Annotated in this window: 22 protein-coding genes and 1 pseudogene; 17 read left to right on the top strand and 6 right to left on the bottom strand. The window is 70.7% G+C overall.

Features of this window, described 5'->3' with window-relative positions; translation table 11 throughout:
* Positions 1–140 precede the first annotated feature (140 nt).
* The gene (locus tag ACFU5K_RS07190) at positions 141–1,502 is read left to right on the top strand and encodes an NAD(P)/FAD-dependent oxidoreductase (protein ID WP_384057820.1); all 1,362 of its coding nucleotides are present in this window, start codon (positions 141–143) and stop codon (positions 1,500–1,502) included.
* Between the two features lie 70 nt (positions 1,503–1,572).
* Here ACFU5K_RS07190 and ACFU5K_RS07185 read toward each other — a convergent pair.
* Positions 1,573–3,107: pseudogene (locus ACFU5K_RS07185) on the bottom strand (ATP-dependent DNA ligase).
* 104 nt (positions 3,108–3,211) lie between these two features.
* Positions 3,212–4,003, bottom strand: coding sequence for a metal-dependent hydrolase (locus ACFU5K_RS07180; protein WP_384057819.1), 792 nt, complete (start codon positions 4,001–4,003; stop codon positions 3,212–3,214).
* Positions 4,004–4,160: 157 nt separating this feature from the next.
* Here ACFU5K_RS07180 and ACFU5K_RS07175 point away from each other — a divergent pair, with 157 nt between their 5' ends.
* Both ACFU5K_RS07175 and ACFU5K_RS07170 read left to right on the top strand, forming a co-directional pair.
* The gene (locus tag ACFU5K_RS07175) at positions 4,161–6,674 is read left to right on the top strand and encodes a DEAD/DEAH box helicase (protein WP_384057818.1); all 2,514 of its coding nucleotides are present in this window, start codon (positions 4,161–4,163) and stop codon (positions 6,672–6,674) included.
* A 34-nt stretch (positions 6,675–6,708) separates the two neighbouring features.
* Positions 6,709–7,584 carry an acyl-CoA thioesterase gene (locus tag ACFU5K_RS07170; protein ID WP_384057817.1) on the top strand — a complete coding sequence of 292 codons (876 nt, stop codon included), beginning with the start codon at positions 6,709–6,711 and terminating at the stop codon, positions 7,582–7,584.
* Positions 7,585–7,597: 13 nt separating this feature from the next.
* Here ACFU5K_RS07170 and ACFU5K_RS07165 read toward each other — a convergent pair whose 3' ends face one another.
* A complete protein-coding gene (locus ACFU5K_RS07165) occupies positions 7,598–7,825 on the bottom strand; it encodes a DUF6011 domain-containing protein (protein ID WP_384057815.1) in 228 nt (75 codons plus the stop codon).
* A 302-nt stretch (positions 7,826–8,127) separates the two neighbouring features.
* Here ACFU5K_RS07165 and ACFU5K_RS07160 point away from each other — a divergent pair, with 302 nt between their 5' ends.
* The 3 genes from ACFU5K_RS07160 to ACFU5K_RS07150 all read left to right on the top strand — a co-directional run bounded on the left by ACFU5K_RS07160 (position 8,128) and on the right by ACFU5K_RS07150 (position 12,110).
* Positions 8,128–9,084, top strand: a complete 957-nt coding sequence (locus ACFU5K_RS07160; protein ID WP_384057813.1) for a DUF389 domain-containing protein — start codon at positions 8,128–8,130, stop codon at positions 9,082–9,084.
* 132 nt (positions 9,085–9,216) lie between these two features.
* Positions 9,217–10,647 carry a DUF2252 domain-containing protein gene (locus ACFU5K_RS07155; protein WP_384057811.1) on the top strand — a complete coding sequence of 477 codons (1,431 nt, stop codon included), beginning with the start codon at positions 9,217–9,219 and terminating at the stop codon, positions 10,645–10,647.
* Between the two features lie 128 nt (positions 10,648–10,775).
* Positions 10,776–12,110: a chloride channel protein gene (locus ACFU5K_RS07150; protein WP_384057809.1), complete on the top strand. Its 1,335-nt coding sequence runs from the start codon at positions 10,776–10,778 to the stop codon at positions 12,108–12,110.
* On the opposite strand, the gene ACFU5K_RS07145 is transcribed toward ACFU5K_RS07150, so the two are convergent.
* Entirely contained in the window at positions 12,064–12,498 is a 435-nt protein-coding gene (locus ACFU5K_RS07145) for a hypothetical protein (protein WP_384057807.1), read from the bottom strand. The genes ACFU5K_RS07150 and ACFU5K_RS07145 overlap by 47 nt on opposite strands.
* A gap of 145 nt (positions 12,499–12,643) precedes the next feature.
* On the opposite strand from ACFU5K_RS07145, the gene ACFU5K_RS07140 reads away from it, so the two are divergent.
* From ACFU5K_RS07140 to ACFU5K_RS07130, 3 genes are read left to right on the top strand one after another with little or no spacing between them, the layout of a single operon-like run.
* On the top strand, positions 12,644–13,219 hold the full coding sequence (locus ACFU5K_RS07140) for a helix-turn-helix domain-containing protein (RefSeq protein WP_384057806.1): 576 nt from the start codon (positions 12,644–12,646) through the stop codon (positions 13,217–13,219).
* 19 nt (positions 13,220–13,238) lie between these two features.
* Positions 13,239–13,778 (top strand): GNAT family N-acetyltransferase, encoded by a 540-nt coding sequence (locus ACFU5K_RS07135; protein ID WP_384057804.1) that lies wholly within the window; start codon positions 13,239–13,241, stop codon positions 13,776–13,778.
* A gap of 46 nt (positions 13,779–13,824) precedes the next feature.
* Positions 13,825–14,313, top strand: coding sequence for a glutathione peroxidase (locus ACFU5K_RS07130; RefSeq protein WP_384057803.1), 489 nt, complete (start codon positions 13,825–13,827; stop codon positions 14,311–14,313).
* Between the two features lie 83 nt (positions 14,314–14,396).
* Here ACFU5K_RS07130 and ACFU5K_RS07125 read toward each other — a convergent pair whose 3' ends face one another.
* On the bottom strand, positions 14,397–15,623 hold the full coding sequence (locus ACFU5K_RS07125) for an acyl-CoA dehydrogenase family protein (RefSeq protein WP_384057801.1): 1,227 nt from the start codon (positions 15,621–15,623) through the stop codon (positions 14,397–14,399).
* A gap of 174 nt (positions 15,624–15,797) precedes the next feature.
* On the opposite strand from ACFU5K_RS07125, the gene ACFU5K_RS07120 reads away from it, so the two are divergent.
* Positions 15,798–16,448 carry a TetR family transcriptional regulator gene (locus tag ACFU5K_RS07120; protein ID WP_384057799.1) on the top strand — a complete coding sequence of 217 codons (651 nt, stop codon included), beginning with the start codon at positions 15,798–15,800 and terminating at the stop codon, positions 16,446–16,448.
* 23 nt (positions 16,449–16,471) lie between these two features.
* Here ACFU5K_RS07120 and def read toward each other — a convergent pair whose 3' ends face one another.
* A complete protein-coding gene (gene def, locus ACFU5K_RS07115; RefSeq protein ID WP_384057798.1) occupies positions 16,472–17,023 on the bottom strand; it encodes a peptide deformylase in 552 nt (183 codons plus the stop codon).
* A gap of 114 nt (positions 17,024–17,137) precedes the next feature.
* Here def and ACFU5K_RS07110 point away from each other — a divergent pair, with 114 nt between their 5' ends.
* The 7 genes from ACFU5K_RS07110 (at position 17,138) to ACFU5K_RS07080 (ending at position 22,780) form a co-directional block, all read left to right on the top strand.
* Complete coding sequence (locus ACFU5K_RS07110; protein WP_384057797.1) at positions 17,138–18,376, top strand: MurT ligase domain-containing protein; 1,239 nt, start codon at positions 17,138–17,140, stop codon at positions 18,374–18,376.
* A gap of 34 nt (positions 18,377–18,410) precedes the next feature.
* Positions 18,411–19,139 (top strand): glutamine amidotransferase, encoded by a 729-nt coding sequence (locus tag ACFU5K_RS07105; RefSeq protein WP_329035151.1) that lies wholly within the window; start codon positions 18,411–18,413, stop codon positions 19,137–19,139.
* Positions 19,140–19,324: 185 nt separating this feature from the next.
* Positions 19,325–20,350 (top strand): 6-phosphofructokinase, encoded by a 1,026-nt coding sequence (locus tag ACFU5K_RS07100; RefSeq protein ID WP_384057795.1) that lies wholly within the window; start codon positions 19,325–19,327, stop codon positions 20,348–20,350.
* Positions 20,351–20,461: 111 nt separating this feature from the next.
* Positions 20,462–21,412: a cytochrome c oxidase assembly protein gene (locus ACFU5K_RS07095; RefSeq protein ID WP_384057793.1), complete on the top strand. Its 951-nt coding sequence runs from the start codon at positions 20,462–20,464 to the stop codon at positions 21,410–21,412.
* A 66-nt stretch (positions 21,413–21,478) separates the two neighbouring features.
* Complete coding sequence (locus ACFU5K_RS07090) at positions 21,479–21,637, top strand: hypothetical protein (protein WP_384057792.1); 159 nt, start codon at positions 21,479–21,481, stop codon at positions 21,635–21,637.
* Positions 21,638–22,122: 485 nt separating this feature from the next.
* Positions 22,123–22,374 carry an HU family DNA-binding protein gene (locus ACFU5K_RS07085; protein ID WP_384057790.1) on the top strand — a complete coding sequence of 84 codons (252 nt, stop codon included), beginning with the start codon at positions 22,123–22,125 and terminating at the stop codon, positions 22,372–22,374.
* A gap of 19 nt (positions 22,375–22,393) precedes the next feature.
* On the top strand, positions 22,394–22,780 hold the full coding sequence (locus ACFU5K_RS07080; protein WP_384057789.1) for a polyketide cyclase/dehydrase: 387 nt from the start codon (positions 22,394–22,396) through the stop codon (positions 22,778–22,780).
* Positions 22,781–22,846 lie beyond the last annotated feature (66 nt).

Below are 22,846 nucleotides of genomic sequence, written 5' to 3'. Positions count from 1 at the left end.
GCCGGTGGGGGCGCCCCCACCGGCACCGCCGAGCCGCACGGGAGGCGGACTCCGCCCTGTCCGGTGAGGATGAGGGTGACTGGCCCCGGATACGGGGCAGGCGAGCGATGACCGCGTAGACCCGAGAAGGGACGCACACCGTGGCACGACCCAGGATTCTCGTTGTCGGCGCCGGCTTTGCCGGGGTCGAGTGCGTGCGCAGGCTGGAACGCACCCTCGCCCCGGGCGAGGCGGAGATCGCGCTCGTCACCCCGTTCTCGTACCAGCTCTACCTGCCGCTGCTCCCACAGGTGGCCTCCGGGGTGCTCACCCCGCAGTCGGTCGCGGTGTCCCTGCGCCGCAGCAGGCGGCACCGCACCCGGATCGTGCCCGGCGGGGCCATCGGAGTGGACACCAAGGCCAAGGTCTGCGTGGTCCGCAAGATCACCGACGAGATCGTGAACGAGCCGTACGACTACATCGTGCTCGCGGCCGGAAGCGTCACCCGGACGTTCGACATCCCGGGGCTCATCGAGAACGCCCGGGGCATGAAGACCCTGGCCGAGGCCGCATACATCCGTGACCACGTCATCTCCCAGCTGGATCTGGCCGACGCCAGCCACGACGAGGAGGAGCGGGCGTCCAGGCTCCAGTTCGTGGTGGTCGGCGGTGGTTACGCCGGTACGGAGACGGCCGCGTGCCTGCAGCTGCTCACCACCAACGCCGTCAAGCACTACCCCCGGCTCGACCCGAAGCTGATCAGGTGGCACCTGATCGACATCGCGCCGAAGCTCATGCCGGAGCTCGGTGACAAGCTCGGGACGAGTGCGCTGGAGATCCTGCGCAAGCGCGGCATCGAGGTCTCGCTCGGTGTGTCCGTCGCCGAGGCGGGCCCGGACAAGGTGACGTTCACGGACGGCCGGGTGCTGCCCTCCCGCACGCTGATCTGGACAGCCGGGGTCGCGGCCAGTCCGCTCATCTCCACCCTCGGCGCCGAGACGGTACGCGGCAGGCTCGCGGTGACTCCGGAGATGACCCTGCCGGGCGCCGACGGGGTGTTCGCGCTCGGTGACGCGGCCGCGGTCCCCGACCTGGCGAAGGGCGGCGATGCGATCTGCCCGCCCACCGCGCAGCACGCCATGCGCCAGGGCCGGAAACTCGCGGACAACATCATCGCTTCCCTGCGCGGCAGCGCCCTCCAGCCGTACGTCCACAAGGACCTCGGTCTGGTCGTGGACCTCGGCGGCCGGGACGCGGTGTCCAAGCCGCTGGGCATCGAGCTGAAGGGCCTGCCCGCCCAGGTGGCGGCCCGCGGGTACCACTGGGCGGCGCTGCGGACCAATGTGGCCAAGACCCGCGTCATGACGAACTGGCTGCTCAACGCCGTCGCGGGTGACGACTTCGTGCGTACGGGCTTCCAGGCCCGCAAGCAGGCCACGCTGCGCGACTTCGAGTACACCGACGCCTACCTCTCGCCGGAGGAGCTCCGGGCGCACACGGCCGGGGTGCACACCCGGGGCTGACCGCCGGGTCTGCGGCCCTGACGGGGCGGACCGCCGGGGCGAGGGCCGCGACCGCGCGCGGCGAAGGGCGTCATGTACGGCGCGAGAGCACCGTCCCGACCGTGTCCGCCTCGTCGGCGCGCTTGTCCTCGCGGTAGCGCAGGACACGGGCGAACCGCAGCGTGACGCCGGCCGGATAGGGGTGGAGCTCTGGAGTCCGTCGTAGGCGATCTCCACGACGAGCTCCGGGCGCACGGTCACCACATGTCCGTCGTCGCCGGTGGACAGTTCCTGGAGCCGTTCGGTCTGCCAGCCGAGCATGGTGTCGGTGAGTCCCTTGAAGGTCTTGCCGAGCATGGCGAAGGTACCGTCCTCGCGGCGTGCCCCCAGGTGGAGGTTGGAGAGCTTCCCGGTACGCCTGCCGTGCCCCCATTCGGCGGCCAGGACGACGAGGTCCAGCGTGTGCACGGGCTTCACCTTCAGCCAGGACGCGCCCCGCCGGCCCGCGCTGTAGGGCGCCACCGTGCCCTTGACCACCACGCCCTCGTGCCCGCGGACCAGGGTGTCATGGAAGAACGCCACCGCCGCGGCTCGCAGGCCCTCCTCCCCGGTGTCCTCTACGACGAAGCGCCGTACCCGCATCGGTTCGGGCACCAGGGCCGCCAGCTCCCGGTGACGGTCTGCGAAGGGCAGGTCCAGCAGCTCGCGTCCGTCGACGGACAGCACGTCGAAGAAGACCGGGACCACGGGGACGGTGTCCGCGGCGTCGGCGACGTCGCGGCGGGAGCCCACCCGGCCGGCGGTCTCCTGGAAGGGCCGGGGCCTGCCGTCGGCGCCGAGTGCGATCACCTCGCCGTCGAGGATGAACCGCCCGGCGGGGAATCCGGCCACGGCCGTCGCGAGTTCGGGGAGCCGGTCGGTGATGTCGTCGAGCGTGCGGGTGTACGCCCGCACGCTCGGACCGTCCCTGTGCACCTGCACGCGGATGCCGTCCAGCTTCTCCTCCACCGCGCAGGGGCCGAGCTTGTCGACGGCCTCGAGGACCGAGCGTGCGGTGTGCGCGAGCATCGGCTGGACCGGACGGCCGACGGTGAGCCGGAAGGACGCGAGGGCTCCGGGGCCCTCCTGGAGCAGCGCCCCGGCAACGTCTCCCAGCGACCCGGCGAGCATCACGGCGCGCCTCACCTCGGGGGCCGGCGCCCCGGCGGCGTCGGCGAGGGCCTCGGCCGCCGCGGCGTCCAGTGCCCCCTGACGCACCTCACCCGTGAGCAGTGCCCGCAGGAAACGCTGTTCCTCCGCTGTGGCGGCGCCGAACAGCAGGGTCAGACGTTCTTTGCGGGCGCTCTGCGAACCCGGACCCTTGAGAGCGCCGATCGCGGTCAGCTCCGCGTCCGTCCCGGCCACGGTCAGCGTGGGGCTGCCCGCGGGGGTGACGTCGCCGCGCAGGGCGCTCCAGCCGATGCCGAGCCGTCCCTGCGGGAGGCGGCCGGCGAGGTACGGGATGACGACCGGGACGTCGTCGGGTCCCGCTTCCCGGAAGAGGGCAGCCAGGAGCGCGGTCTTCCTGGTCCGGGCCGACGTCGCGGCGACCTCCAGGGACACGTGGGCGAGCCGGGCGAGCAGCATGCGGCCATGGTGCTACGCCGCCGCGCCCGCCGCCCCCGGAACGGCTCCGAGCACCGTCACGGGACGCCCCTTCGTCAGAAGCCCGGGCAGGAGCGCCCGTCGCGTCAGATGACGTTGAGGGCCGCCGCCGCGCCCACTCCCCCGAGGATCATGAACGCCGGCATCAGCACCTTGATCTCCACCCAGCTGCCGGCGCGGAAGCGCATGAACTTCGGCGGTCCGAGCGCGTACCAGCGCTTACGGCCGAGCGGGATGGGCCACAGGATCGGGCAGCCCGAAACGGTGAGCGCGTCGCCGATGTCGTGAACGAGGGCGCCGAGCACGATCGGGAGCCCCAGCCAGAGGTACTCCTGGCCCGGGGCGTCGAAGAGCCAGCCCGAGCCGTTCCCCGTTTCGTCGAGGACACCGGCCAGGATCCAGGCGCTGGTCGCGCCGAGCAGCCACACGAGGACGTCGCTGGAAACCCTGGCCGCCCGCCAGAGGAGCCCTTCCACGGCCAGGACGAGGTGGACGAAGAGGATCGCCAGGACGGCCCACCGGCCGCCGAAGACCGCGGCGGCCGAGGCGGTGGCACCGGTCAGCACCGCCCACAGCCAGGTGTGGGTGAGAGTGCGGTGGCCCCCGGTCCTGCGCGGGTCCCCCGGTCCCTTCGTCGCTTTGTAGACGGCGTACGAGAGTTTGTCGACGATCTCGCATATCGCCTTGGAGACGGGACCGAAGGCGCGCGAGATGGTGGCCGACTTGTGGTCGAGGTCCGGGGCGAGTGCGGCACCGGCGGTGATCAGAGCTCCGACGACCAGCACGGGCCAGGGCATCGTGTGACCCGTGGCTGCGGCCGCGGCACCCACCCCCAGCCAGGCCGCTGCCCCTGACAGTGAGTGCGCCGGTCCCATCATGGCTTTTTCCCGCCCCCATCGTGGTTCGGCCGTGTGTCGCGGCCGGGCCGCCATCGTCTTTGCGCGGCGGCCGAGTTGAGTGGGCAGCGTATCGTCCGTGATCTTCGCCCGGTCCTCCGGTTCCCTCATCCGGGCCGGAGACAGGCAAGATGGGGACGTGACCCTTATCGATCAGCTCCCCCCGACCGCCGACCCGGACGCCCTCTTCGAGTCCTTCTCGTCATGGACCGAATCGCAGGGCATCACCCTCTACCCGGCTCAGGAGGAGGCGCTGATCGAGGTGGTCTCCGGGGCGAACGTGATCCTCTCCACCCCCACCGGCTCCGGGAAGAGCCTGGTCGCCGCGGGCGCGCACTTCACCGCGCTGGCCCAGGACAAGGTCACCTTCTACACCGCGCCGATCAAGGCGCTGGTCTCGGAGAAGTTCTTCGACCTGTGCAAGCTCTTCGGCACGGAGAACGTCGGCATGCTCACGGGCGACGCCTCGGTCAACGCCGACGCCCCGGTGATCTGCTGCACGGCCGAGGTCCTCGCCTCGATCGCTCTGCGTGACGGCAAGTACGCCGACATCGGCCAGGTCGTGATGGACGAGTTCCACTTCTACGCCGAGCCCGACCGGGGCTGGGCCTGGCAGATCCCGCTGCTGGAACTGCCGCAGGCACAGTTCGTGCTGATGTCGGCGACCCTCGGCGACGTCTCGATGTTCGAGAAGGACCTGACCCGCCGCACCGGGCGCCCGACGTCGGTGGTGCGTTCCGCGACGCGGCCGGTGCCGCTGAGCTACGAGTACCGGCTGACGCCGATCACCGAGACGCTCACCGAGCTGCTCGACACCAGGCAGTCGCCCGTCTACATCGTGCACTTCACGCAGGCCGCGGCGGTCGAGCGCGCCCAGTCGCTGATGAGCATCAACATGTGCACCAAGGAGGAGAAGGAGAAGATCGCCGACCTGATCGGCAACTTCCGCTTCACCACCAAGTTCGGCCAGAACCTGTCGCGGTACGTGCGCCACGGGATCGGGGTGCACCACGCGGGCATGCTCCCCAAGTACCGCCGCCTCGTCGAGAAGCTGGCACAGGCGGGCCTGCTGAAGGTGATCTGCGGGACGGACACACTGGGCGTCGGCGTCAACGTCCCCATCCGTACGGTGCTGTTCACGGCACTCACCAAGTACGACGGCACCCGGGTCCGTACGCTGCGCGCGCGGGAGTTCCACCAGATCGCGGGCCGTGCCGGCCGGGCGGGATTCGACACGGCTGGCTTCGTCGTCGCGCAGGCTCCCGAGCACGTCATCGAGAACGAGAAGGCCGTCAAGAAGGCGGGCGACGACCCCAAGAAGAAGCGCAAGGTGGTCCGCAAGAAGGCACCCGAAGGTTTCGTCGCCTGGTCGGAGACCACCTTCGACAAGCTGATCACCTCGGATCCGGAGCCGCTGACCTCGCGCTTCCGGGTCACGCACACGATGCTCCTGTCGGTCATCGCCCGGCCGGGCAACGCCTTCGCGGCGATGCGCCATCTGCTGGAGGACAACCACGAGCCTCGCCGCGCCCAGCTGCGGCACATCCGCAGGGCCATCGCGATCTACCGCTCGCTTCTCGACGGCGGTGTGGTGGAGCGGCTCGACACACCCGACGCCGAGGGCCGTATCGTACGGCTCACCGTCGACCTGCAGCAGGACTTCGCGCTCAACCAGCCGCTGTCGACGTTCGCTCTGGCCTCGTTCGACCTGCTGGACGCCGAATCCCCCTCGTACGCCCTGGACATGGTCTCCGTGGTCGAGTCGACGCTCGACGACCCTCGGCAGATCCTCGCAGCCCAGCAGAACAAGGCGCGTGGCGAGGCGGTCGGGCAGATGAAGGCGGACGGCGTCGAGTACGAGGAGCGCATGGAGCGGCTCCAGGAGGTCACGTATCCCAAGCCCCTGAGCGAGCTGCTGTGGCACGCCTACGACGTGTACCGCACCAGCCACCCGTGGGTCGGCGACCACCCCGTGTCGCCGAAGTCGGTGATCCGGGACATGTACGAACGGGCCATGACCTTCACCGAGTTCACCTCGAACTACGAGCTGGCCCGCACCGAGGGAATCGTGCTGCGCTACCTGGCGAGCGCGTACAAGGCGCTCGAGCACACCATTCCCGACGACCTGAAGTCCGAGGACCTGGAGGACCTGATCGCCTGGCTGGGCGAGATGGTGCGCCAGGTGGACTCCAGCCTCCTGGACGAGTGGGAGCAGCTGGCCAACCCGGAGGTGGAGACCGCGGAGCAGGCGCAGGAGCGTGCCGACGAGGTCAAGCCGGTCACGGCCAACGCCCGTGCCTTCAGGGTCCTGGTGCGCAACGCGATGTTCCGCCGGGTGGAGCTGGCGGCCCTGGACAGGGTCCGGGACCTGGGCGAGCTGGATGCCGACGCCGGCTGGGACGAGGACGCGTGGGGCGAGGCGATGGACGCCTACTGGGACGCGCACGAGGAGCTGGGCACCGGCCCGGACGCACGCGGACCGAAGCTGCTGAAGATCGACGAGGACCCCGGGCACGGTCTGTGGCGGGTGTGGCAGGCGTTCGCGGACCCGGCCGGGGACCACGACTGGGGTATCAGTGCGGAGGTCGACCTCGCGGCCTCCGACGAGGAGGGCCGGGCAGTCGTCCGGGTCACGGCCGTGGGCCAGCTGTGACGGCGAACCGGCCGGAAGAGTGGAGAACAACCGCATGACGAACCCCGCCGACAGCCTGGTCGAGCTTCTCGACCTGGAGCGGATCGAGGTCAACATCTTCCGCGGCCGCAGCCCGGAGGAGTCCCTGCAACGGGTCTTCGGCGGTCAGGTCGCGGGCCAGGCTCTGGTCGCCGCCGGCCGCACCACCGACGGGGACCGTCCGGTGCACTCCCTGCACGCGTACTTCCTGCGGCCGGGGCGCCCCGGTGTGCCGATCGTGTACGACGTGGAGAGGGTGCGGGACGGCCGGTCCTTCACCACGCGCCGCGTCACGGCCGTGCAGCAGGGCCGGACGATCTTCAACCTGACGGCGTCCTTCCACCGTCCGGAGGAGGCGGGCTTCGAGCACCAGCTGCCGCCCGCCCGCACCGTGCCGGACCCCGAGGACCTGCCGACGGTCGCCGACGAGGTGCGCGAGCACCTGGGCGGGCTGCCGGAGGCCCTGGAACGGATGGCGCGGCGCCAGCCCTTCGACATCCGCTACGTGGACCGGCTGCGCTGGACGCAGGAGGAGATCAAGGGCGCGGACCCGCGCAGCGCGGTGTGGATGCGCGCGGTCGGCCCGCTGGGCGACGATCCGCTCGTGCACACCTGCGCGCTGACGTACGCGAGCGACATGACGCTGCTGGACGCGGTACGGATTCCGGTCGAACCTTTGTGGGGGCCGCGCGGCTTCGACATGGCGTCGCTGGACCACGCCATGTGGTTCCACCGGCCGTTCCGGGCCGACGAGTGGTTCCTGTACGACCAGGAGTCGCCGATCGCCACGGGTGGCCGGGGGCTGGCCAGGGGCCGGATCTACGACCGCCAGGGCCAGTTGCTGGTGTCCGTGGTGCAGGAGGGCCTCTTCCGCCGCCTCGACGGCGCGTAGGGAGGGCAGCGGGTCAGGTGCCGGGCAGCGGGTCCTGGTCCACCTCGTGCCGGCGGGTCCGGATGTCCGGGCCCGCCGGATGCAGTTTGGCGTCGCAGGCGGGTCCCAGCCCGGCACGGCGGGACTCCGCCCCGGTGAGGGGGCGTCCGCACAGCGCGCACCGCACAACGCGTTGACCGGTGGCCGGCGCTGGCTCGGACTGCGGTTCGGGGAACTCGGGAAAGGGCTCGGGGGACTCCACGGGATGATCCTCTCAAGCCGGTGGGGCACGGCGAGAAGCGGTGACGCTTCGGCCCCGGTTCCTCCGCGAGCGGCCGGGACTCCGTGACCCGGGACAGCGGGGTGATCGGCTTCGGAGCGGCGCGGTGTACCGCCCGACGACCCGCGCCGACACCGGCGCACCCGTCCGCAGGGCACCCACCGGACCGTGTACGGCTGTGGGAGGGTATCGCTCCATGACCGCCCAATCTCTGACAGAACCCCGCGCAACACCTGTCCGACAGGGCGTCCCGGGCGGCTCCCCCGGCCTCAGGGAGGTGTCGCGTGGACATGATCCACGTCCGAGCCGTCAGTCCTCCGGATCTCACCGAGCGGGTGGAGGAGATCCTCTCCAGTGATCCGTACGTCCTGAACCTGGTCGTCCTGCGGGGTGCGGCCCGCGGGCCCGACGGCGACTCCGTCGCCTTCGACGTGCTGACGGGGGCTGCGGACGAGGTGCTGCGCGGCCTGCGGGAACTCCAGGTCGACCGGCGCGGCTCCGTCGTCCTCGAGTCCGTCGACATGGCCTTCCCGGGGAGGGCCACGGACGATGCGGCACGCAGACTCGGGGTGTTCGTCGGGGCACCGGTCTGGGAGCAGGTGGAGGCACGTATCCGGTCCGGCGGGAGATACCCTCCGAGCTTCTATTTCTACCTGGTCGTCGCGGGCCTGATCGGCTCGGTCGGCATCGTGACCAACTCCCAGATCCTGATTGTCGGCGCCATGGTCGTCGGACCCGAGTACGGGGCCATCGTCGCGGTGGCGCTGGGTATGGACCGCAAGGACCGGCCCATGGTCCGAAAGGGGCTGTCCGCGCTCGGCTCCGGGCTTCTGCTGACGATCGCCATTACCTTGCTCTTCAGTCTGCTCATCCGCGCCTTCGGTCTTCAGTCCGAGGCGTTCGACCGGGGGCTGCGTCCCGTCTCGGACCTCATCAACACCCCCAACTTCTTCTCGTTCGCAGTGGCGGCGCTCGCCGGCGTCGTCGGCATCGTCTCGCTCACCGAGGCGCGCACGAGCGCCCTGCTCGGGGTGTTCATCTCCGTCACGACCATCCCGGCGGCCGCGGCCATCAGCGTCTCGACTGCCTTCGCGAGCTGGTCAGAGGCGTGGGGTTCCCTGGTGCAGCTGCTGGTCAACATCTCGGTCCTCATCGTGGTGGGCGCGGGTGCGCTCAGATGCCAGCGGGCGATCTGGCGGCGCGCGGGCCGTGGCGGGATCCTCGGCGGTCCCCGCACCTGAGGGCTGTCCCGCGGTCCCTGGCGGGGCCGAGCGGGTACCGGACCGCGCCGAGCGGCCGGAAGCGGGCCGACCCGGGATGATGGAGGGGCGCGGGCCGCCCCCAAGGCCTCGCCAGCAGCCAGGAGGGCCGCCATGCCCCAGGAACACACCTCACCGCTCCGTGCCGAGCCGGGCGCGAGCCCCGGGGAACGGGCAGCGCTCGGCAGAGCCGCCCGCAAGCGGGCCCCCCGGTCCAGCCATCGCACGTACGACCCACCGGCGGGCCGGCCGGATCCACTGGCCCTCCTGGAGGCCCAGTCGGCGGCCAGGGTGCGGGAACTGGTCCCGATCCGGTACAGCCGGATGACGGAGTCGCCGTTCCGCTTCTACCGGGGAGCCGCCGCGATCATGGCCTCCGACCTCGCCGGGACGCCGGCCTCCGGGATCAGGACCCAGCTCTGCGGTGACGCCCACCTGCTGAACTTCCGGCTGCTCGCCTCCCCCGAACGCAATCTGCTCTTCGACATCAACGACTTCGACGAGACCCTGCCCGGGCCCTGGGAATGGGACGTCAAACGGCTGGCGGCCAGTCTCGTCATCGCGGCCCGTGCCAACGGCTTCTCCGACAAGGAACGGGCCCGCATCGTGCGGGCAACCGTGCGCTCCTACAGGGAGTCGATGATCAGGTTCGCGGAGATGCGGAATCTCGATGTCTGGTACACGAAGACCGACGTGGACCGCCTGCGGGCGGTGGCCACGGACAAGCTCGCCGCGAGGGGCCGCAAGCGGGTGGCGAGGGCGACGGCCAAGGCCCGCACCCGGGACAGTCTGCAGGCGTTCGGCAAGCTCACCGAGGTGAGCGGCGGGAGGCTCAGGATCGCCGCGGATCCGCCCCTGGTCGTGCCCGTCGCCGATCTGCTGCCCGATGCGGAACGCCGTGCGACGGAAGGGCAGTTCCGCAAGCTCCTGCGGCGCTACGGCCGCAGCCTGCCCTCGGACCGGCGGGCCTTGCTCGCCGACTTCGAGCCCGTGGACCTGGCCCGCAAGGTAGTGGGGGTGGGCAGCGTCGGGACGCGGTGCTGGATCATCCTGCTGCTGGGCAGGGACGGCCGGGACCCGCTCTTCCTCCAGGCGAAGGAGGCGGACACCTCCGTGCTCGCGCCGCACGCGGGGGCGAGCGCCTACCGGAACCAGGGCGAGCGGGTGGTGGCCGGCCAGCGTCTGATGCAGGCCGCGGGTGACATCTTCCTCGGCTGGGAGAGGGTGGAGGGCTTCGACGGCAAGCGCCGTGACTTCTACGTGCGCCAACTGCGGGACTGGAAGGGCATCGCCGAGCCGGAAGTGATGGTGCCGCGCGGTATGGCCGCCTTCGGAGAGCTGTGCGGCTCGACGCTGGCCCGTGCGCACGCACGTTCCGGCGACCGCATCGCCATCGCGGCCTATCTCGGCCACGGCGACGTGTTCGACCGGGCACTGGTGACGTTCGCCGAGCTGTACGCCGACCAGAACGAGCGGGACCACCGGGCGCTGGTCGACGCGGTGTCCGCCGGCACTCTTCCGGCCGCCCCGGAGGGTGACACGTAACGGACCAGCATTCACTGCCGTCCGACAGCGGGTACATCGCAGACAAAAGCGGACATCGTGGTATCACCGTGTGGACCCCCGCCGGGCGGCACGCCCGGCCGGGACCCGACACCGAGGAGACCATGACCATGTCGGCCGAACCGGTCGCAGCACACGGCACGGAGGCCCCGGATCCGCTCGTGGTGGTCCGCACCCGGGGATACGCGGTGCTGCTGGTCATGGTGGCGCTCCTCGGGGTCCCCCTCTCCGCGGCGGCGTTCGGGTTCCTCTCCCTCGTCCACGAACTCGGCTCACTGACCTACGACGACCTCCCCCGCGCGCTGGGCTTCCACGGCACACCTTCGTGGTGGCCGGTGCCGCTGCTCGCCGTGTCGGGCCTGCTGACCGGGCTGGCCGTCCGCTACCTCCCGGGTACGGGCGGGCACGAGCCGGCAGAGGGATTCGTCAATTCGGCGGCTCCGACCGCCGCGCAGCTCCCGGGGATCGCGCTCGCCGCGCTGGCATCCCTCGGGCTCGGCGTGGTCCTCGGTCCGGAGGCCCCCCTCATCGCCCTCGGCGGCGGACTGGCCGCGTACGCGGCGCGCCTGTTGAAGCCCGGCATCGAGCCGAGCGCGGGCGCGATGGTGGCGGCGGCCGGGAGCTTCGCCGCCGTCAGCGCACTGCTGGGGTCACCGCTCCTGGGCGCGTTCCTGCTGATGGAGGCGTCAGGACTCGCCGGGATGACGCTCGGCCTCGTCCTCGTGCCGGGGCTGCTGGCCTCGGGCATCGGTTCGCTCATCTTCATCGGCCTGGGCTCGTGGACAGGTCTGGGGACGTACTCCCTGACACTTCCTCACGTGCCGCACACCCCGCAGCCCACATTCGCCGAGTTCGGCTGGGCACTGGCCCTCGGGGTGGCGGCGGCCCTCGCGGGCACAGGCATCAAACGGCTCGCCCTGTCACTCAGGGACCGGGTCGCGCAGCGGCGGGTCGTCGCGACCGTGGTGATGGGCCTGACCATCGGCGTGCTGGCCCTCCTGTACGCCGAGAGCACGGGCAGGGACGCCTCCGAGGTGCTCTACTCGGGCCAGGACGACCTCGGCGGCCTGCTCGCCGAGGACGCCACCTACACGGTCGCCACCCTTCTCGTGCTGCTCGTCTGCAAGTCACTCGCCTACTCCGCTTCGCTGAGTGGCTTCAGGGGCGGCCCCATCTTCCCGTCGATGTTCCTCGGCGCGGCTGGCGGGCTGGCCATGTCGCATCTGCCCGGCCTGAACGCCACCTCGGGTTTCGCGATGGGCATCGGCGCGATGTGCGTGGCGATGCTCCGCCTGCCGATGACATCGGTCCTGCTGGCCACGCTGCTGCTGGGACGCGAGGGCATCACCGTTATGCCGCTCGTGATCGTCTCCGTGGTGGTGTCCTACGTCCTGGTGCTCAGACTCGAGCGTCCCTCGACGAAGGCGAGCACAGCGCCCAGATGACGAAGATGTTGATCGCGATGAGGACGATCGACCAGAACGGGTAGTACGGGAGCCACAGGAAGTTGGCGACCACCAGGAGGCCCGCGATCAGGACGCCGACGGCCCGGGCCCAGAACGCTCCGGTGAACAGCGCGAAGCCGGCGAGCACGACGACGATGCCCAGGATGAGGTGCACCCAGCCCCAGCCGGTCAGGCTGAACTGGAACGCGTAGTTGCGGGTCGAGACGAACACGTCGTCCTTGGCGATCGCGGCGATCCCTTCCAGGATGGCCATCGCTCCGCCGAAGATCATCATCACCGCGGCGAACACGGTCCAGCCGGTCGCGGCGACCCTGCGCCCGCTGCCGGAGTCGTGACCCGCTCGCGTCCCACTCATGCTTCCAGCCATGTCGGCCTCCTAGGTTCCACGGCCGCTTTCGGCACGGACGTACCGATATGCGGCTTATGTCTCTCTTACTCAGACTGACACGCCATCACCCGATCAGCACACGGGCGACCCACTCCCGTATCAGGACAGAGATATGATCCTGAATATGAGAGACAAGGAGCTGCGGGACTCCGTCGACGCCCGGCTCGCGGCTCGGCTGGCCGCACTGCGTGCCGAACGCGGCTGGTCCCTCGACGAGCTGTCGGGCCGGGCGGGCGTGAGCCGCTCCACGCTCTCGCGCCTGGAGCGCGGCGAGCTGAGCCCGACCACGTCCCTACTGGGACAGCTGTGCACGGTGTACGGGCGGACGATGTCACGCCTGCTGACGGAGGTGGAGGAGGAACCGGCCCCACTCGTACGGGCCGCGAGCCAACCCGTCTGGACCGACGAGCGCTCCGGCTTCGTACGCCGGTCCGTCTCCCCGCCGCATCCCGCTCTGCGCGCCGAGGTCATCGAGGGGACACTCGCCGCAGGCGCCGCCATCGCCTACGAGGACGCCCCCGTGCCAGGAGTGGAGCAGCACGTCTGGGTGCTCGACGGCACGGTCGAGATCACCGTCGAAGGCGCCGTGCACACCGTGCGCCGGGGTGACTGCCTGCGCTTCCGGCTGCGTGGCCCCTCCCACTTCCGCTGTCCGGGGCCGGATCCGGTCCGCTACGCCCTGATGATCGTCCTGCCGTGAACGTGAAAGGACCCGCGCCATGATCGATATCGTCCCCGTGTCCGGCCCCGAACTGGTCACGTACGCCGATGAACTCGCCGCCCTGCTGATCGAGGCCGTGGAGGGCGGCGCCTCCGTGGGATTCCTCGCACCGCTGGAGCGGGAGAGCGCTGCCGCCTGGTGGCGGGAGCGGGCCGCCGCCGTGGAGTCTGGCAGCCAGCAGGTCTGGATCGCCCGGGACGACGACACGCAGGTGGTCGGCACGATCAGCCTCGCCAGGACGGCCCTGCCCAATGCCCGCCATCGCGCGGAGGTCGCCAAGCTCGTGGTGAGGCCGTCCGCGCGGGGCCGGGGCATCGGCCGGGCGCTGCTCGCCGCCGTCGAGAAGTGGGCCGCAGCGGCGGGGCTGACCCTCCTGGTCCTGGACACCGAGACGGGAGGCGACGCCGAACGCCTCTACCGTTCCGAGGGATGGACGCCGTGCGGCTCGGTCCCGGACTACGCGGCGGACCCCTACGGAACGCTCAGGGACACCACCTTCTACTACCGGGCCCTCGGCCACCCCGAGGCCTCCGGCTGAAGGGCGGCACAATGGGAACGACGCCACGCTATCGAGGAGATACCCCATGACGCTGCACGACATCCCGCTCCGCACACTCACCGGCGAGCCGACGACCCTGGGCGCCTACAAGGGCTCGACCGTCCTCCTGGTGAACGTCGCCTCCAAGTGCGGGCTCACTCCCCAGTACGCCGGCCTGGAGAACCTCCAGAAGGCTTACGGGGACCGGGGGTTCACGGTTCTCGGGGTGCCCTGCAACCAGTTCGCGGGCCAGGAGCCGGGCACGGCGGAGGAGATCCAGACGTTCTGCTCGACGACGTACGGGGTCAGCTTCCCGCTGCTGGAGAAGGTCGACGTCAACGGCGAGAACCGGCACCCGCTCTACACGGAGCTGACGAAGCTCGGCGATTCCGAGGGCGCGGCCGGTGACGTCCAGTGGAACTTCGAGAAGTTCCTGATCTCCCCGGCAGGTGAGCCGGTCGCCCGGATCCGCCCCCGCACCGAGCCCGAGGCCCCCGAGGTCGTGGCGATCATCGAGGCGAACCTGCCGCGCTAAGGGCTGGACAGCACGAGGGGCCGGGCCGCCGAGACGGTCCGGCCCCTCGTGGTGCCCAAGGGCGTTCGTGATCCGGGCGAGGCCTAGCGGATCGGCATCCCCGACAGGGTCCGGGCGATCACGAGGCGCTGGATCTCGCTCGTGCCCTCGAAGATGGTGTAGATCGCGGCGTCCCGGTGCATGCGCTCCACCGGGTACTCACGGGTGAAGCCGTTCCCGCCGAGGATCTGCACGGCCTGCGCGGTGACCGTCTTGGCCGTCTCGCTCGCGTAGAGCTTGGACATCGAGCCCTCGGCCGCGGTGAACGGCTTTCCCGCGCTCGCCATCCAGGAGGCCCGCCATACGAGCAGCCGCGCCGCGTCGATCTGCGTACGCATGTCGGCCAACTGGAAGGCGATGCCCTGGTTGTCGATGATCGGGCGGCCGAACTGGGTCCGGGTCCTCGCATAGTCGAGGGCGACCTCGTAGGCGGCCCGGGCGGTGCCGACGGCCATGGCCCCGACGGCCGGGCGGGACGCCTCGAAGGTGGCCATCGCCGCGTTCTTGAGGGGCTCTCCGCCCGGCTTGACGCGCTCGCGGGCACGGGCGAGGCGCTCGTCGAGCTTCTCCTTGCCGCCGAGCAGGCAGTGGCCGGGGATCCGTACGTCCTCCAGGACGACCTCGGCGGTGTGCGAGGCGCGGATGCCGTGCTTCTTGAACTTCTGGCCCTGCGAGAGGCCGGGGATGGCCGGCGGGACGACGAAGGAGGCGTGGCCCTTCGAGCCCAGCTCGGGGTCGACGACGGCGACGACGACGTGGATGTTGGCGATGCCGCCGTTGGTCACCCAGGTCTTGGTGCCGTTGAGCACCCACTCGTCCTTGGCCTCGTCGTACACCGCGCGGGTGCGCATCGAGGCCACGTCCGAACCGGCGTCGGGTTCGGAGGAGCAGAAGGCGGCGACCTTCACGTCGTCGGCGTCACCGTACATCTGCGGAATCCAGGTGCCGATCTGCTCCTCGGTGCCGTTGGCGAGGACGCCCACGGCCGCCAGGCCCGTACCGACGATCGACAGGGCGATTCCGGCGTCACCCCAGAACAACTCCTCCATCGCCATGGGGATCCCGAGGCCTGTCGGGTCGAAGAACTGCTGTGCGTAGAAGTCGAGGGAGTAGATGCCGACCTTGGCCGCCTCCTGGATGACGGGCCACGGCGTTTCCTCACGCTCGTCCCACTCCGAAGCGGCCGGCCGGATCACATCGGCGGCGAATCCGTGCAGCCAGTCACGGACCTGCTTCTGGTCGTCGTTCAGCTCGAGCGTGAACTCGGCCATGTTCCCTCCAAGCACTTCCGGATCAACCTGTTACTAGCGGTAACAACTAGTCTGTTACCAGCAAGTAGCTTCTGTCAACCGCTCAGCGGCGGATCAACGCACGGCCGAGCGGGGTGTTACGTTGCCCGAGCGTGACGAGATCGAGGACAGCCTGGTGGGGCGGGGAGAGACGACATGGAGACCGCACGAGGAGCCGAACGGCAGCGAACAGCGGCGGAACGGCGCCGCAGGGAACTGCTGGAAGCGGCGGACCGAGTGGTGCTCAGGGACGGGCCCAAGGCGTCGATGAACGCCATCGCCGCCGAGGCCGGAATCACGAAGCCCATCCTCTACCGGCACTTCGGCGACAAGGGTGGCCTGTACCGCGCCCTCGGCAAGCGCCACACCGACGCCCTGCTCAGCGCCCTCAGGGCCGCCCTGGACGCCCCCTCCGACCGCCGCGAGCGCGTCGAGGCGACCCTGGACACCTACCTGGCGGCGATCGAGGCGCGCCCGCAGGTCTACCGATTCCTGATGCACCCCTCGGACGACGCGGCCCCCTCGCCCGAGCAGGGCTTCGACGTCGGTCGCCACTCCGCCCCGCTGCTGCGCCGCCTCGGCGAGGAGCTGGGAAAAGTGATCATGGAACGGGTCGACCTCGGACCGGAGGGCGAACAGACGGCTCGCATCTGGGGCCATGGCATCGTCGGCATGATGCACGCGGCCGGGGACTGGTGGCTCGGCGACCGCCCCTGCTCGCGTGAGCAACTGGTGCGCAGCCTCGCCGATCTGCTCTGGGGCAGGCTGGCCGAGGCGGAGGACCGTCCGGGCGGCCAGGGCTTCTGAGCCGGCGCCCACGCCGACGCGGGTCAGACCGTGGACGTACGCCCCCACGAAGCACGCCGTACGGCCCGCAGCGCCCTGGTGCGCCGGAACCCGGACAGCCGGTCCGTGTAGACGCGGCCGTCGAGGTGGTCGCACTCGTGCTGCAGACAGCGGGCGAACCAGCCCGTGCCGGTGATCCGCACCGGCTCCCCGGTCACGCTCCGTCCCTCGACCACGGCGTGGTCGAAACGCGGCGTACCCGCTTCGAGACCCGGGAGCGACAGACACCCCTCCGGTCCGCGTACGGTGATCCCGTCCGCCTCGACGAGTACCGGATTGACGAGGTGACCGAGGTGCCGGACCTCGTCGTCGTCCGGGCAGTCGTAGACGAACACCTTGAGCGGGACGCCGATCTGGTTCGCGGCGAGCCCGACACCGTTCGCGGCGTACATGGTGGCGAACATGTCCTCCACCAGCCGGGCGAGCGACGGCCCGAAGTCGGTGACGTCGTCGCACGGGCTGTGGAGCGCGGGTGCGCCGAACAGGCTCATGGCACGAACGCGTCCGGAACTGCCGGGGATCGGGCGGTTTCGCATGGGGAGAAGCGTACGTTCCACGTGACCTCCACGTTCCGCATGGTGCCGAGGTGCGGTCGCCGCACCGGACATCGATAGGCTGGGCGCGGACTTACGCAAGGAGGACCTAGGACGATGGCAGGCAACACGGAGCCGTTGTCGCCGCGGGCCAAGCTCGCCGTGACGGCGGGCAAGGCCGCGGCGGCGGTGTCGCGCGCCGCGGGGCGCGGCAGCGGATCGGTGATCGGCGGCCGGGTGGCGCTCAAGCTCGACCCCGACCTGCTCGGGCGGCTGGCGCAGCACCTGGACGTGATCCTCGTGTCCGCGACGAACGGCAAGACGACCACGACCCGGCTGATCGCGGAGGCGCTGACGGCCGCGGGGCCCGTCGTGTCGAACGCGCTCGGAGCCAACATGCCGGCGGGGATCACCTCCGCGCTGGCGGGCGGCTCGGACGCCAGGTACGGCGTGATCGAGGTCGACGAGAAGTACCTCGCCGGCGTGGCGCGCGACACGACCCCGAAGGTGATCGCGCTGCTCAACCTCTCCCGCGACCAGCTGGACCGCGCGGCGGAGACCCGGATGCTGGCCGAGAAGTGGCGTGAGGGCCTGTCGGGCTCCAAGGCCGTGATCGTGGCCAACGCCGACGACCCGCTGATCGTCTGGGCCGCTTCCTCCTCCCCCAACGTGGTGTGGGTGGCGGCGGGGCAGGCATGGAAGGACGATGCCTGGTCCTGCCCGTCCTGCGGCGGTGTGATGCAGCGCCCGGGCGACGACTGGTTCTGCGGTGAGTGCGGCTTCCGGCGCCCCGCACCCAGCTGGGCGCTCAACGGCGACTACGTCCTGGATCCCCACGGTTCCGCGTGGCCGATCCACCTCCAGCTGCCGGGCCGCGCCAACAAGGCCAATGCCACGAGCTCGGCCGCCGTGGCCGCGGTCTTCGGTGTCCCGCCGCAGGTCGCGCTGGAGCGCATGTACCAGGTGCAGGCGGTGGCCGGCCGCTACGACGTCGTGTCCTTCCTCGGCCGCGAGCTCCGGCTCCTGCTGGCGAAGAACCCGGCGGGCTGGCTCGAGACGTTCTCCCTGATCGACCCGCCGCCCACGCCGGTCATCCTCTCGGTGAACGCACGTGGCGCCGACGGCACGGACACCTCCTGGCTGTGGGACGTCGACTACACCCAGCTCTACGGCCACCCGATCTTCGTGCTCGGTGACCGCAAGCTGGACCTGGCGGTCCGGCTCGAGGTGGCCGGGCTCGACTTCCGCGTCTGCGAGAACCTGGACGAGGCCGTCCAGATGTCTCCGCCCGGCCGCATCGAGGTCATCGCGAACTACACCGCCTTCCAGGATCTGCGCCGTCGTGTCGGCAACTGACCCCCGCGCGGGCTCCCCCCGGAGAGGACGAAGCATGAGCAACAACAGCCTGCGGCTGGTGTGGGTCTACCCGGACCTCCTCAGCACCTACGGCGACCAGGGCAACGCCCTGGTCGTGGAGCGCCGGGCACGGCAGCGCGGCCTCGACGTGTCGCGCGTGGACGTGCGCAGCGACCAGCCCATCCCGACGTCGGGCGACATCTACCTGATCGGGGGCGGTGAGGACCGGCCGCAGCGGCTGGCGGCGGAGCGGTTGCGCCGCGACGGCGGACTGAGCAGGGCCGCGTCGAACGGCGCGATCATCTTCTCCGTCTGCGCGGGCTACCAGATCCTCGGCCACGAGTTCATCAACGACCTCGGCGAGCGCGAGCCCGGCCTCGGGCTGCTCGACGTCGTCTCCACCCGGGGCGAGGGCGCGCGATGCGTCGGCGACGTACTCGGTGACATCGACCCGAATCTGGGGCTCCCGCCCCTGACCGGTTTCGAGAACCACCAGGGCGTCACCCACCTCGGACCGTCGGCGCGCCCGTTCGCCCGGGTCCGGCTCGGCCGGGGCAACGGCACGGGTGACGGCACGGAGGGCGCGTACAACGACACCGTGTTCGGCACCTACATGCACGGACCGGTTCTGGCACGGAATCCGCTGATCGCGGACCACCTGCTGAAGCTGGCCCTGGACGTCAACGCCCTGCCGCCGAGCGACGACCGGTGGTACGAGGCGCTGCGCGCCGAACGCATCTCGGCGGCGACGCAGCCCGCCTGACGCATCACGCCGGACCGGCCCGTTCACGGGCCGGTCCGGCACATCCAACGGCCCTCGTACATCCGGCGGCCGTCCAGCAGTCGGACAGTGGGTTCGGTCCGGCCACCCGGCGCCGGTAGGGTGGCGGGGATCCAACCGGACGACGTGGTCCGGCGTCGGCCCACGTTGCAAAGGTTTCTCGGGCAATGCGAATTGGTGTGCTCACCTCAGGCGGCGACTGCCCCGGCCTCAACGCAGTCATCCGATCCGTCGTGCACCGTGCGGTGGTCGACCACGGCGACGAGGTCATCGGCTTCCACGACGGGTGGAAGGGGCTCCTCGAGTGCGACTACCGCAAGCTCGACCTCGACGCGGTCGGCGGCATCCTCGCCCGCGGCGGCACGATCCTCGGCTCCTCCCGTGTCCAGCCCGCACACCTGCGTGACGGCGTGGAGCGGGCCAGGGGCCATGTGGCGGACCTCGGCCTGGACGCGATCATCCCGATCGGCGGCGAGGGCACCCTGAAGGCCGCCAACCTGCTCTCCGAGGCGGGGCTGCCCATCGTCGGTGTGCCGAAGACCATCGACAACGACATCGCCTCCACCGACGTCACCTTCGGTTTCGACACGGCGGTCGGGGTCGCGACCGACGCCCTTGACCGTCTGAAGACGACGGCGGAGTCGCACCAGCGCGTGCTGATCGTCGAGGTCATGGGCCGCCACACCGGCTGGATCGCCCTGCACTCCGGAATGGCGGCGGGCGCGCACGCGATCGTCGTCCCCGAGCGCCCGTTCGACATCGAGGAGCTGACCGAACTCGTCGGCCGGCGTTTCTCCGACGGCAAGAAGTTCGCGATCGTCGTGGTGGCGGAGGGCGCGAAGCCCCGCGAGGGCTCCATGGACTTCAACCAGGGCACCAAGGACATCTACGGCCACGAACGGTTCGCGGGAGTCGCCACGCAGCTCTCCGGCGAGCTGGAGCAGCGCCTCGGCAAGGAGGCGCGCCCCGTCATACTGGGCCACGTCCAGCGCGGCGGCACCCCGACCGCGTACGACCGCGTCCTCGCCACCCGGTTCGGGTGGCACGCGGTGGAGGCGGCCCACCGCGGTGAGTTCGGCATGATGACGGCGCTGCGCGGCACGGACATCACGATGGTTCCGCTGGCGGCGGCCGTGGAGACCCTGAAGACGGTCCCGGCCGAGCGCTACGCCGAGGCACAGGTCGTTCTCTGAGCGCCACGACGCACCGTGAACCGCCCCCGGCCGCATCAGCGGCCGGGGGCGGTTCTAGTCTGGTCCGGACAACCGGCACGAAACGGGGACGTCCCCAGCGGGAGTGAACAGATGGATCACGGCGGGCACGGCATGAACATGGATCTGCCGCCGTTCACGCTGGGGCGGGGCCTCGCGTTCTCGGCGGACCCGGTCTTCCTGATCGGCTGCGTCCTCGCCCTCGCCCTGTACGGGTACGGGGTCGTGCGGCTGCGCGTCCGCGGCGACGGGTGGCCGGTGAACCGGATCGTCTTCTTCGTCATCGGCGTGCTGTCGATCGCCCTCGTGATGTGCACGGGCCTCAACGACTACGGCATGGTCATGTTCAGCGTGCACATGGTGCAGCACATGGTCATCAGCATGGTCTCGCCGATCCTGCTGCTGCTGGGCGCTCCGGTGACGCTGGCGCTGCGGGCCCTGCCGGTCGCCGGACGGGGCCGCACCGGCCCGCGCGAGCTGCTGCTGATGCTGCTGCACAGCCGTTACATGAAGATCATCACGCACCCGGCGTTCACGATCCCGCTCTTCATCGCGAGCCTGTACGGGCTCTACTTCACCCCGCTGTTCGACTACCTGATGGGCTCGACGACCGGCCACCTCGTGATGATGGTGCACTTCCTCGCCGTCGGCCTGGTGTTCTTCTGGCCGATCATGGGTGTCGACCCGGGGCCGCACAGGCCCGGGTACGTGATGCGGATGCTCGAGCTCTTCGCGGGCATGCCGTTCCACGCCTTCTTCGGCATCGCCCTCATGATGGCGAGCCAGCCGATGGTGAAGGTCTACGAGAACCCCCCGGCCTCCCTCGGCATCGACGCCCTGAGTGACCAGTCGGTCGCGGGCGGTATCGCCTGGGCGTTCAGCGAGATCCCGTCCGTGCTGGTGCTGATCGCGCTGGTCTTCCAGTGGTACCGCTCCGAGCAGCGGACGGCCAAGCGCTCCGACCGTGCCGCCGACCGTGACGGCGATCAGGAGCTGAACGCGTACAACGCCTATCTCGCGTCTTTGCAGGCACGCGGACGGTAGCGGTGGGGGCACTCCAGGGGTGACCATGGCTTCAACGGCCGTGCGGCCGGTGAGGAGCGTGCGCTCATGCCCGGATCCACGAAGACCATGGGAGTACTCACTGTCGCCACGCTGGTCGCTGTGACCGCGTACACGGTGGCGCTGGGGAGCAACGGCTGGCTCTGGTTCTTCTGGGTGGTGCTCGGGCTGGCCACCCTGGGGATGGCCGCCACCCGCGACACCTGAGGGGCCGCACCGCCGCAGTCGGCTCATGCACGTGCGGTCGGAGTGGGTGCGTATGTCCGGACACGTGACCTGGCCCGTGCGGCGCGGGCCTCAACTTTTGTAGGCCGTCGAGGCGCAACGGGACGGGCAGGACTGCCAGCGCCTCACCCAGCCGCTCCCGAGCCTCCGGAGGAAGAGCGTGGGCGGTGGCCAGCGTGAGGTGCGGGCGGTTCGTCGGATGGCGATGGGCGGCGAGGCTGGGCAGCCCCGCACGCGCCAGCCTCTCCCACACGTCCCGGACGGCGCTCTCCGTCGAGGTGTCGGGCAGCAGTTCCACACTGTGCACACGCCCAGCGTAGTCAGGGGCGGCGCCGGCGTGGCCCGCCGCCGGGTGCGGTCAGGTACAGAAAGTGCCACGATGGTGACGTTGTGTAATACCCGGCGGCCGATGTCGCTTCACGCTCCTGCCGGCCACGGGTCCCGACGTCGAGAAGTAGGTGCTCCGTATGGACAGGTCCGGGCTCATCGAGGCGGTCGCGCGCAGGACGGCGGACGACGCCGAGCTGTCGGCCGAGCGGATCGGCCGCGTCATCGACGCACTCTTCGGAACCGTCGCCGAGGCGGGTGCGATCGCCGAGGCGATCCGGACGGGCGGAGCGGTCACCCTGATGGGCTTCGGCAGCTTCCACCACGCCGACGGCGGCGCGAGCCTGCGGCCTGGCATAGCTCTCAACGAGTTCGTCAACGACCAGGTCTGACGGGCGGGGCAGCCGACCGATGGCCGTCATGACGCTGCGCGCCACAGGGCGCGCCGAGGCGGAGGACGTATGGCTGCGCTACGTCACGCCGGCACGCTGGCCCAGCTGGTCCCCACAGATCAGAGCCGTCCGCGCGGACGGGGAGCGCCTGGCTCCGGGCATGCGGGGCGAGGTCGTCTCGCTGTTCGGCGTGACGGCGGCGTTCGTCGTCGATTCCGTCGACGACGAACGGTGGGAGTGGGTGTGGCGGGTGCGGCTCGGCCCCGTCCGTCTGCGGCTGCGTCACCAGGTGTTCCGCCGGCCGGGAGGCTCGGCCACGAGCCTCGTCGTCGAGGGCCCGGCTGTCGCCCTGGCGGCCTACGCGGCTCCGGCGCGATGGGCGCTGGCCCGGCTGGTCCGGGGCTGACTCGCCCGGTGGACCGGACGATCATGCCCGCCCACCCCGGAGGATCGGCTTCGGCGGCCGACCGGG

It is taken from the genome of Streptomyces sp. NPDC057428, from assembly GCF_042803195.1.
Taxonomy (GTDB): domain Bacteria; phylum Actinomycetota; class Actinomycetes; order Streptomycetales; family Streptomycetaceae; genus Streptomyces.
This window is presented reverse-complemented; position numbering and strand designations above follow the sequence as displayed.

Bases quoted from the DNA above. Each gene is read 5' to 3' on its own strand.
- ACFU5K_RS07180 (WP_384057819.1), bottom strand. From the start codon at position 4,003: ATGATGGGACCGGCGCACTCACTGTCAGGGGCAGCGGCCTGGCTGGGG.
- ACFU5K_RS07170 (WP_384057817.1), top strand. From the start codon at position 6,709: ATGACGAACCCCGCCGACAGCCTGGTCGAGCTTCTCGACCTGGAGCGG.
- ACFU5K_RS07155 (WP_384057811.1), top strand. From the start codon at position 9,217: ATGCCCCAGGAACACACCTCACCGCTCCGTGCCGAGCCGGGCGCGAGC.
- ACFU5K_RS07150 (WP_384057809.1), top strand. From the start codon at position 10,776: ATGTCGGCCGAACCGGTCGCAGCACACGGCACGGAGGCCCCGGATCCG.
- ACFU5K_RS07145 (WP_384057807.1), bottom strand. From the start codon at position 12,498: ATGGCTGGAAGCATGAGTGGGACGCGAGCGGGTCACGACTCCGGCAGC.
- ACFU5K_RS07140 (WP_384057806.1), top strand. From the start codon at position 12,644: ATGAGAGACAAGGAGCTGCGGGACTCCGTCGACGCCCGGCTCGCGGCT.
- ACFU5K_RS07135 (WP_384057804.1), top strand. From the start codon at position 13,239: ATGATCGATATCGTCCCCGTGTCCGGCCCCGAACTGGTCACGTACGCC.
- ACFU5K_RS07130 (WP_384057803.1), top strand. From the start codon at position 13,825: ATGACGCTGCACGACATCCCGCTCCGCACACTCACCGGCGAGCCGACG.
- ACFU5K_RS07125 (WP_384057801.1), bottom strand. From the start codon at position 15,623: ATGGCCGAGTTCACGCTCGAGCTGAACGACGACCAGAAGCAGGTCCGT.
- ACFU5K_RS07120 (WP_384057799.1), top strand. From the start codon at position 15,798: ATGGAGACCGCACGAGGAGCCGAACGGCAGCGAACAGCGGCGGAACGG.
- def (WP_384057798.1), bottom strand. From the start codon at position 17,023: ATGCGAAACCGCCCGATCCCCGGCAGTTCCGGACGCGTTCGTGCCATG.
- ACFU5K_RS07110 (WP_384057797.1), top strand. From the start codon at position 17,138: ATGGCAGGCAACACGGAGCCGTTGTCGCCGCGGGCCAAGCTCGCCGTG.
- ACFU5K_RS07105 (WP_329035151.1), top strand. From the start codon at position 18,411: ATGAGCAACAACAGCCTGCGGCTGGTGTGGGTCTACCCGGACCTCCTC.
- ACFU5K_RS07100 (WP_384057795.1), top strand. From the start codon at position 19,325: ATGCGAATTGGTGTGCTCACCTCAGGCGGCGACTGCCCCGGCCTCAAC.
- ACFU5K_RS07095 (WP_384057793.1), top strand. From the start codon at position 20,462: ATGGATCACGGCGGGCACGGCATGAACATGGATCTGCCGCCGTTCACG.
- ACFU5K_RS07090 (WP_384057792.1), top strand. From the start codon at position 21,479: ATGCCCGGATCCACGAAGACCATGGGAGTACTCACTGTCGCCACGCTG.
- ACFU5K_RS07085 (WP_384057790.1), top strand. From the start codon at position 22,123: ATGGACAGGTCCGGGCTCATCGAGGCGGTCGCGCGCAGGACGGCGGAC.
- ACFU5K_RS07080 (WP_384057789.1), top strand. From the start codon at position 22,394: ATGGCCGTCATGACGCTGCGCGCCACAGGGCGCGCCGAGGCGGAGGAC.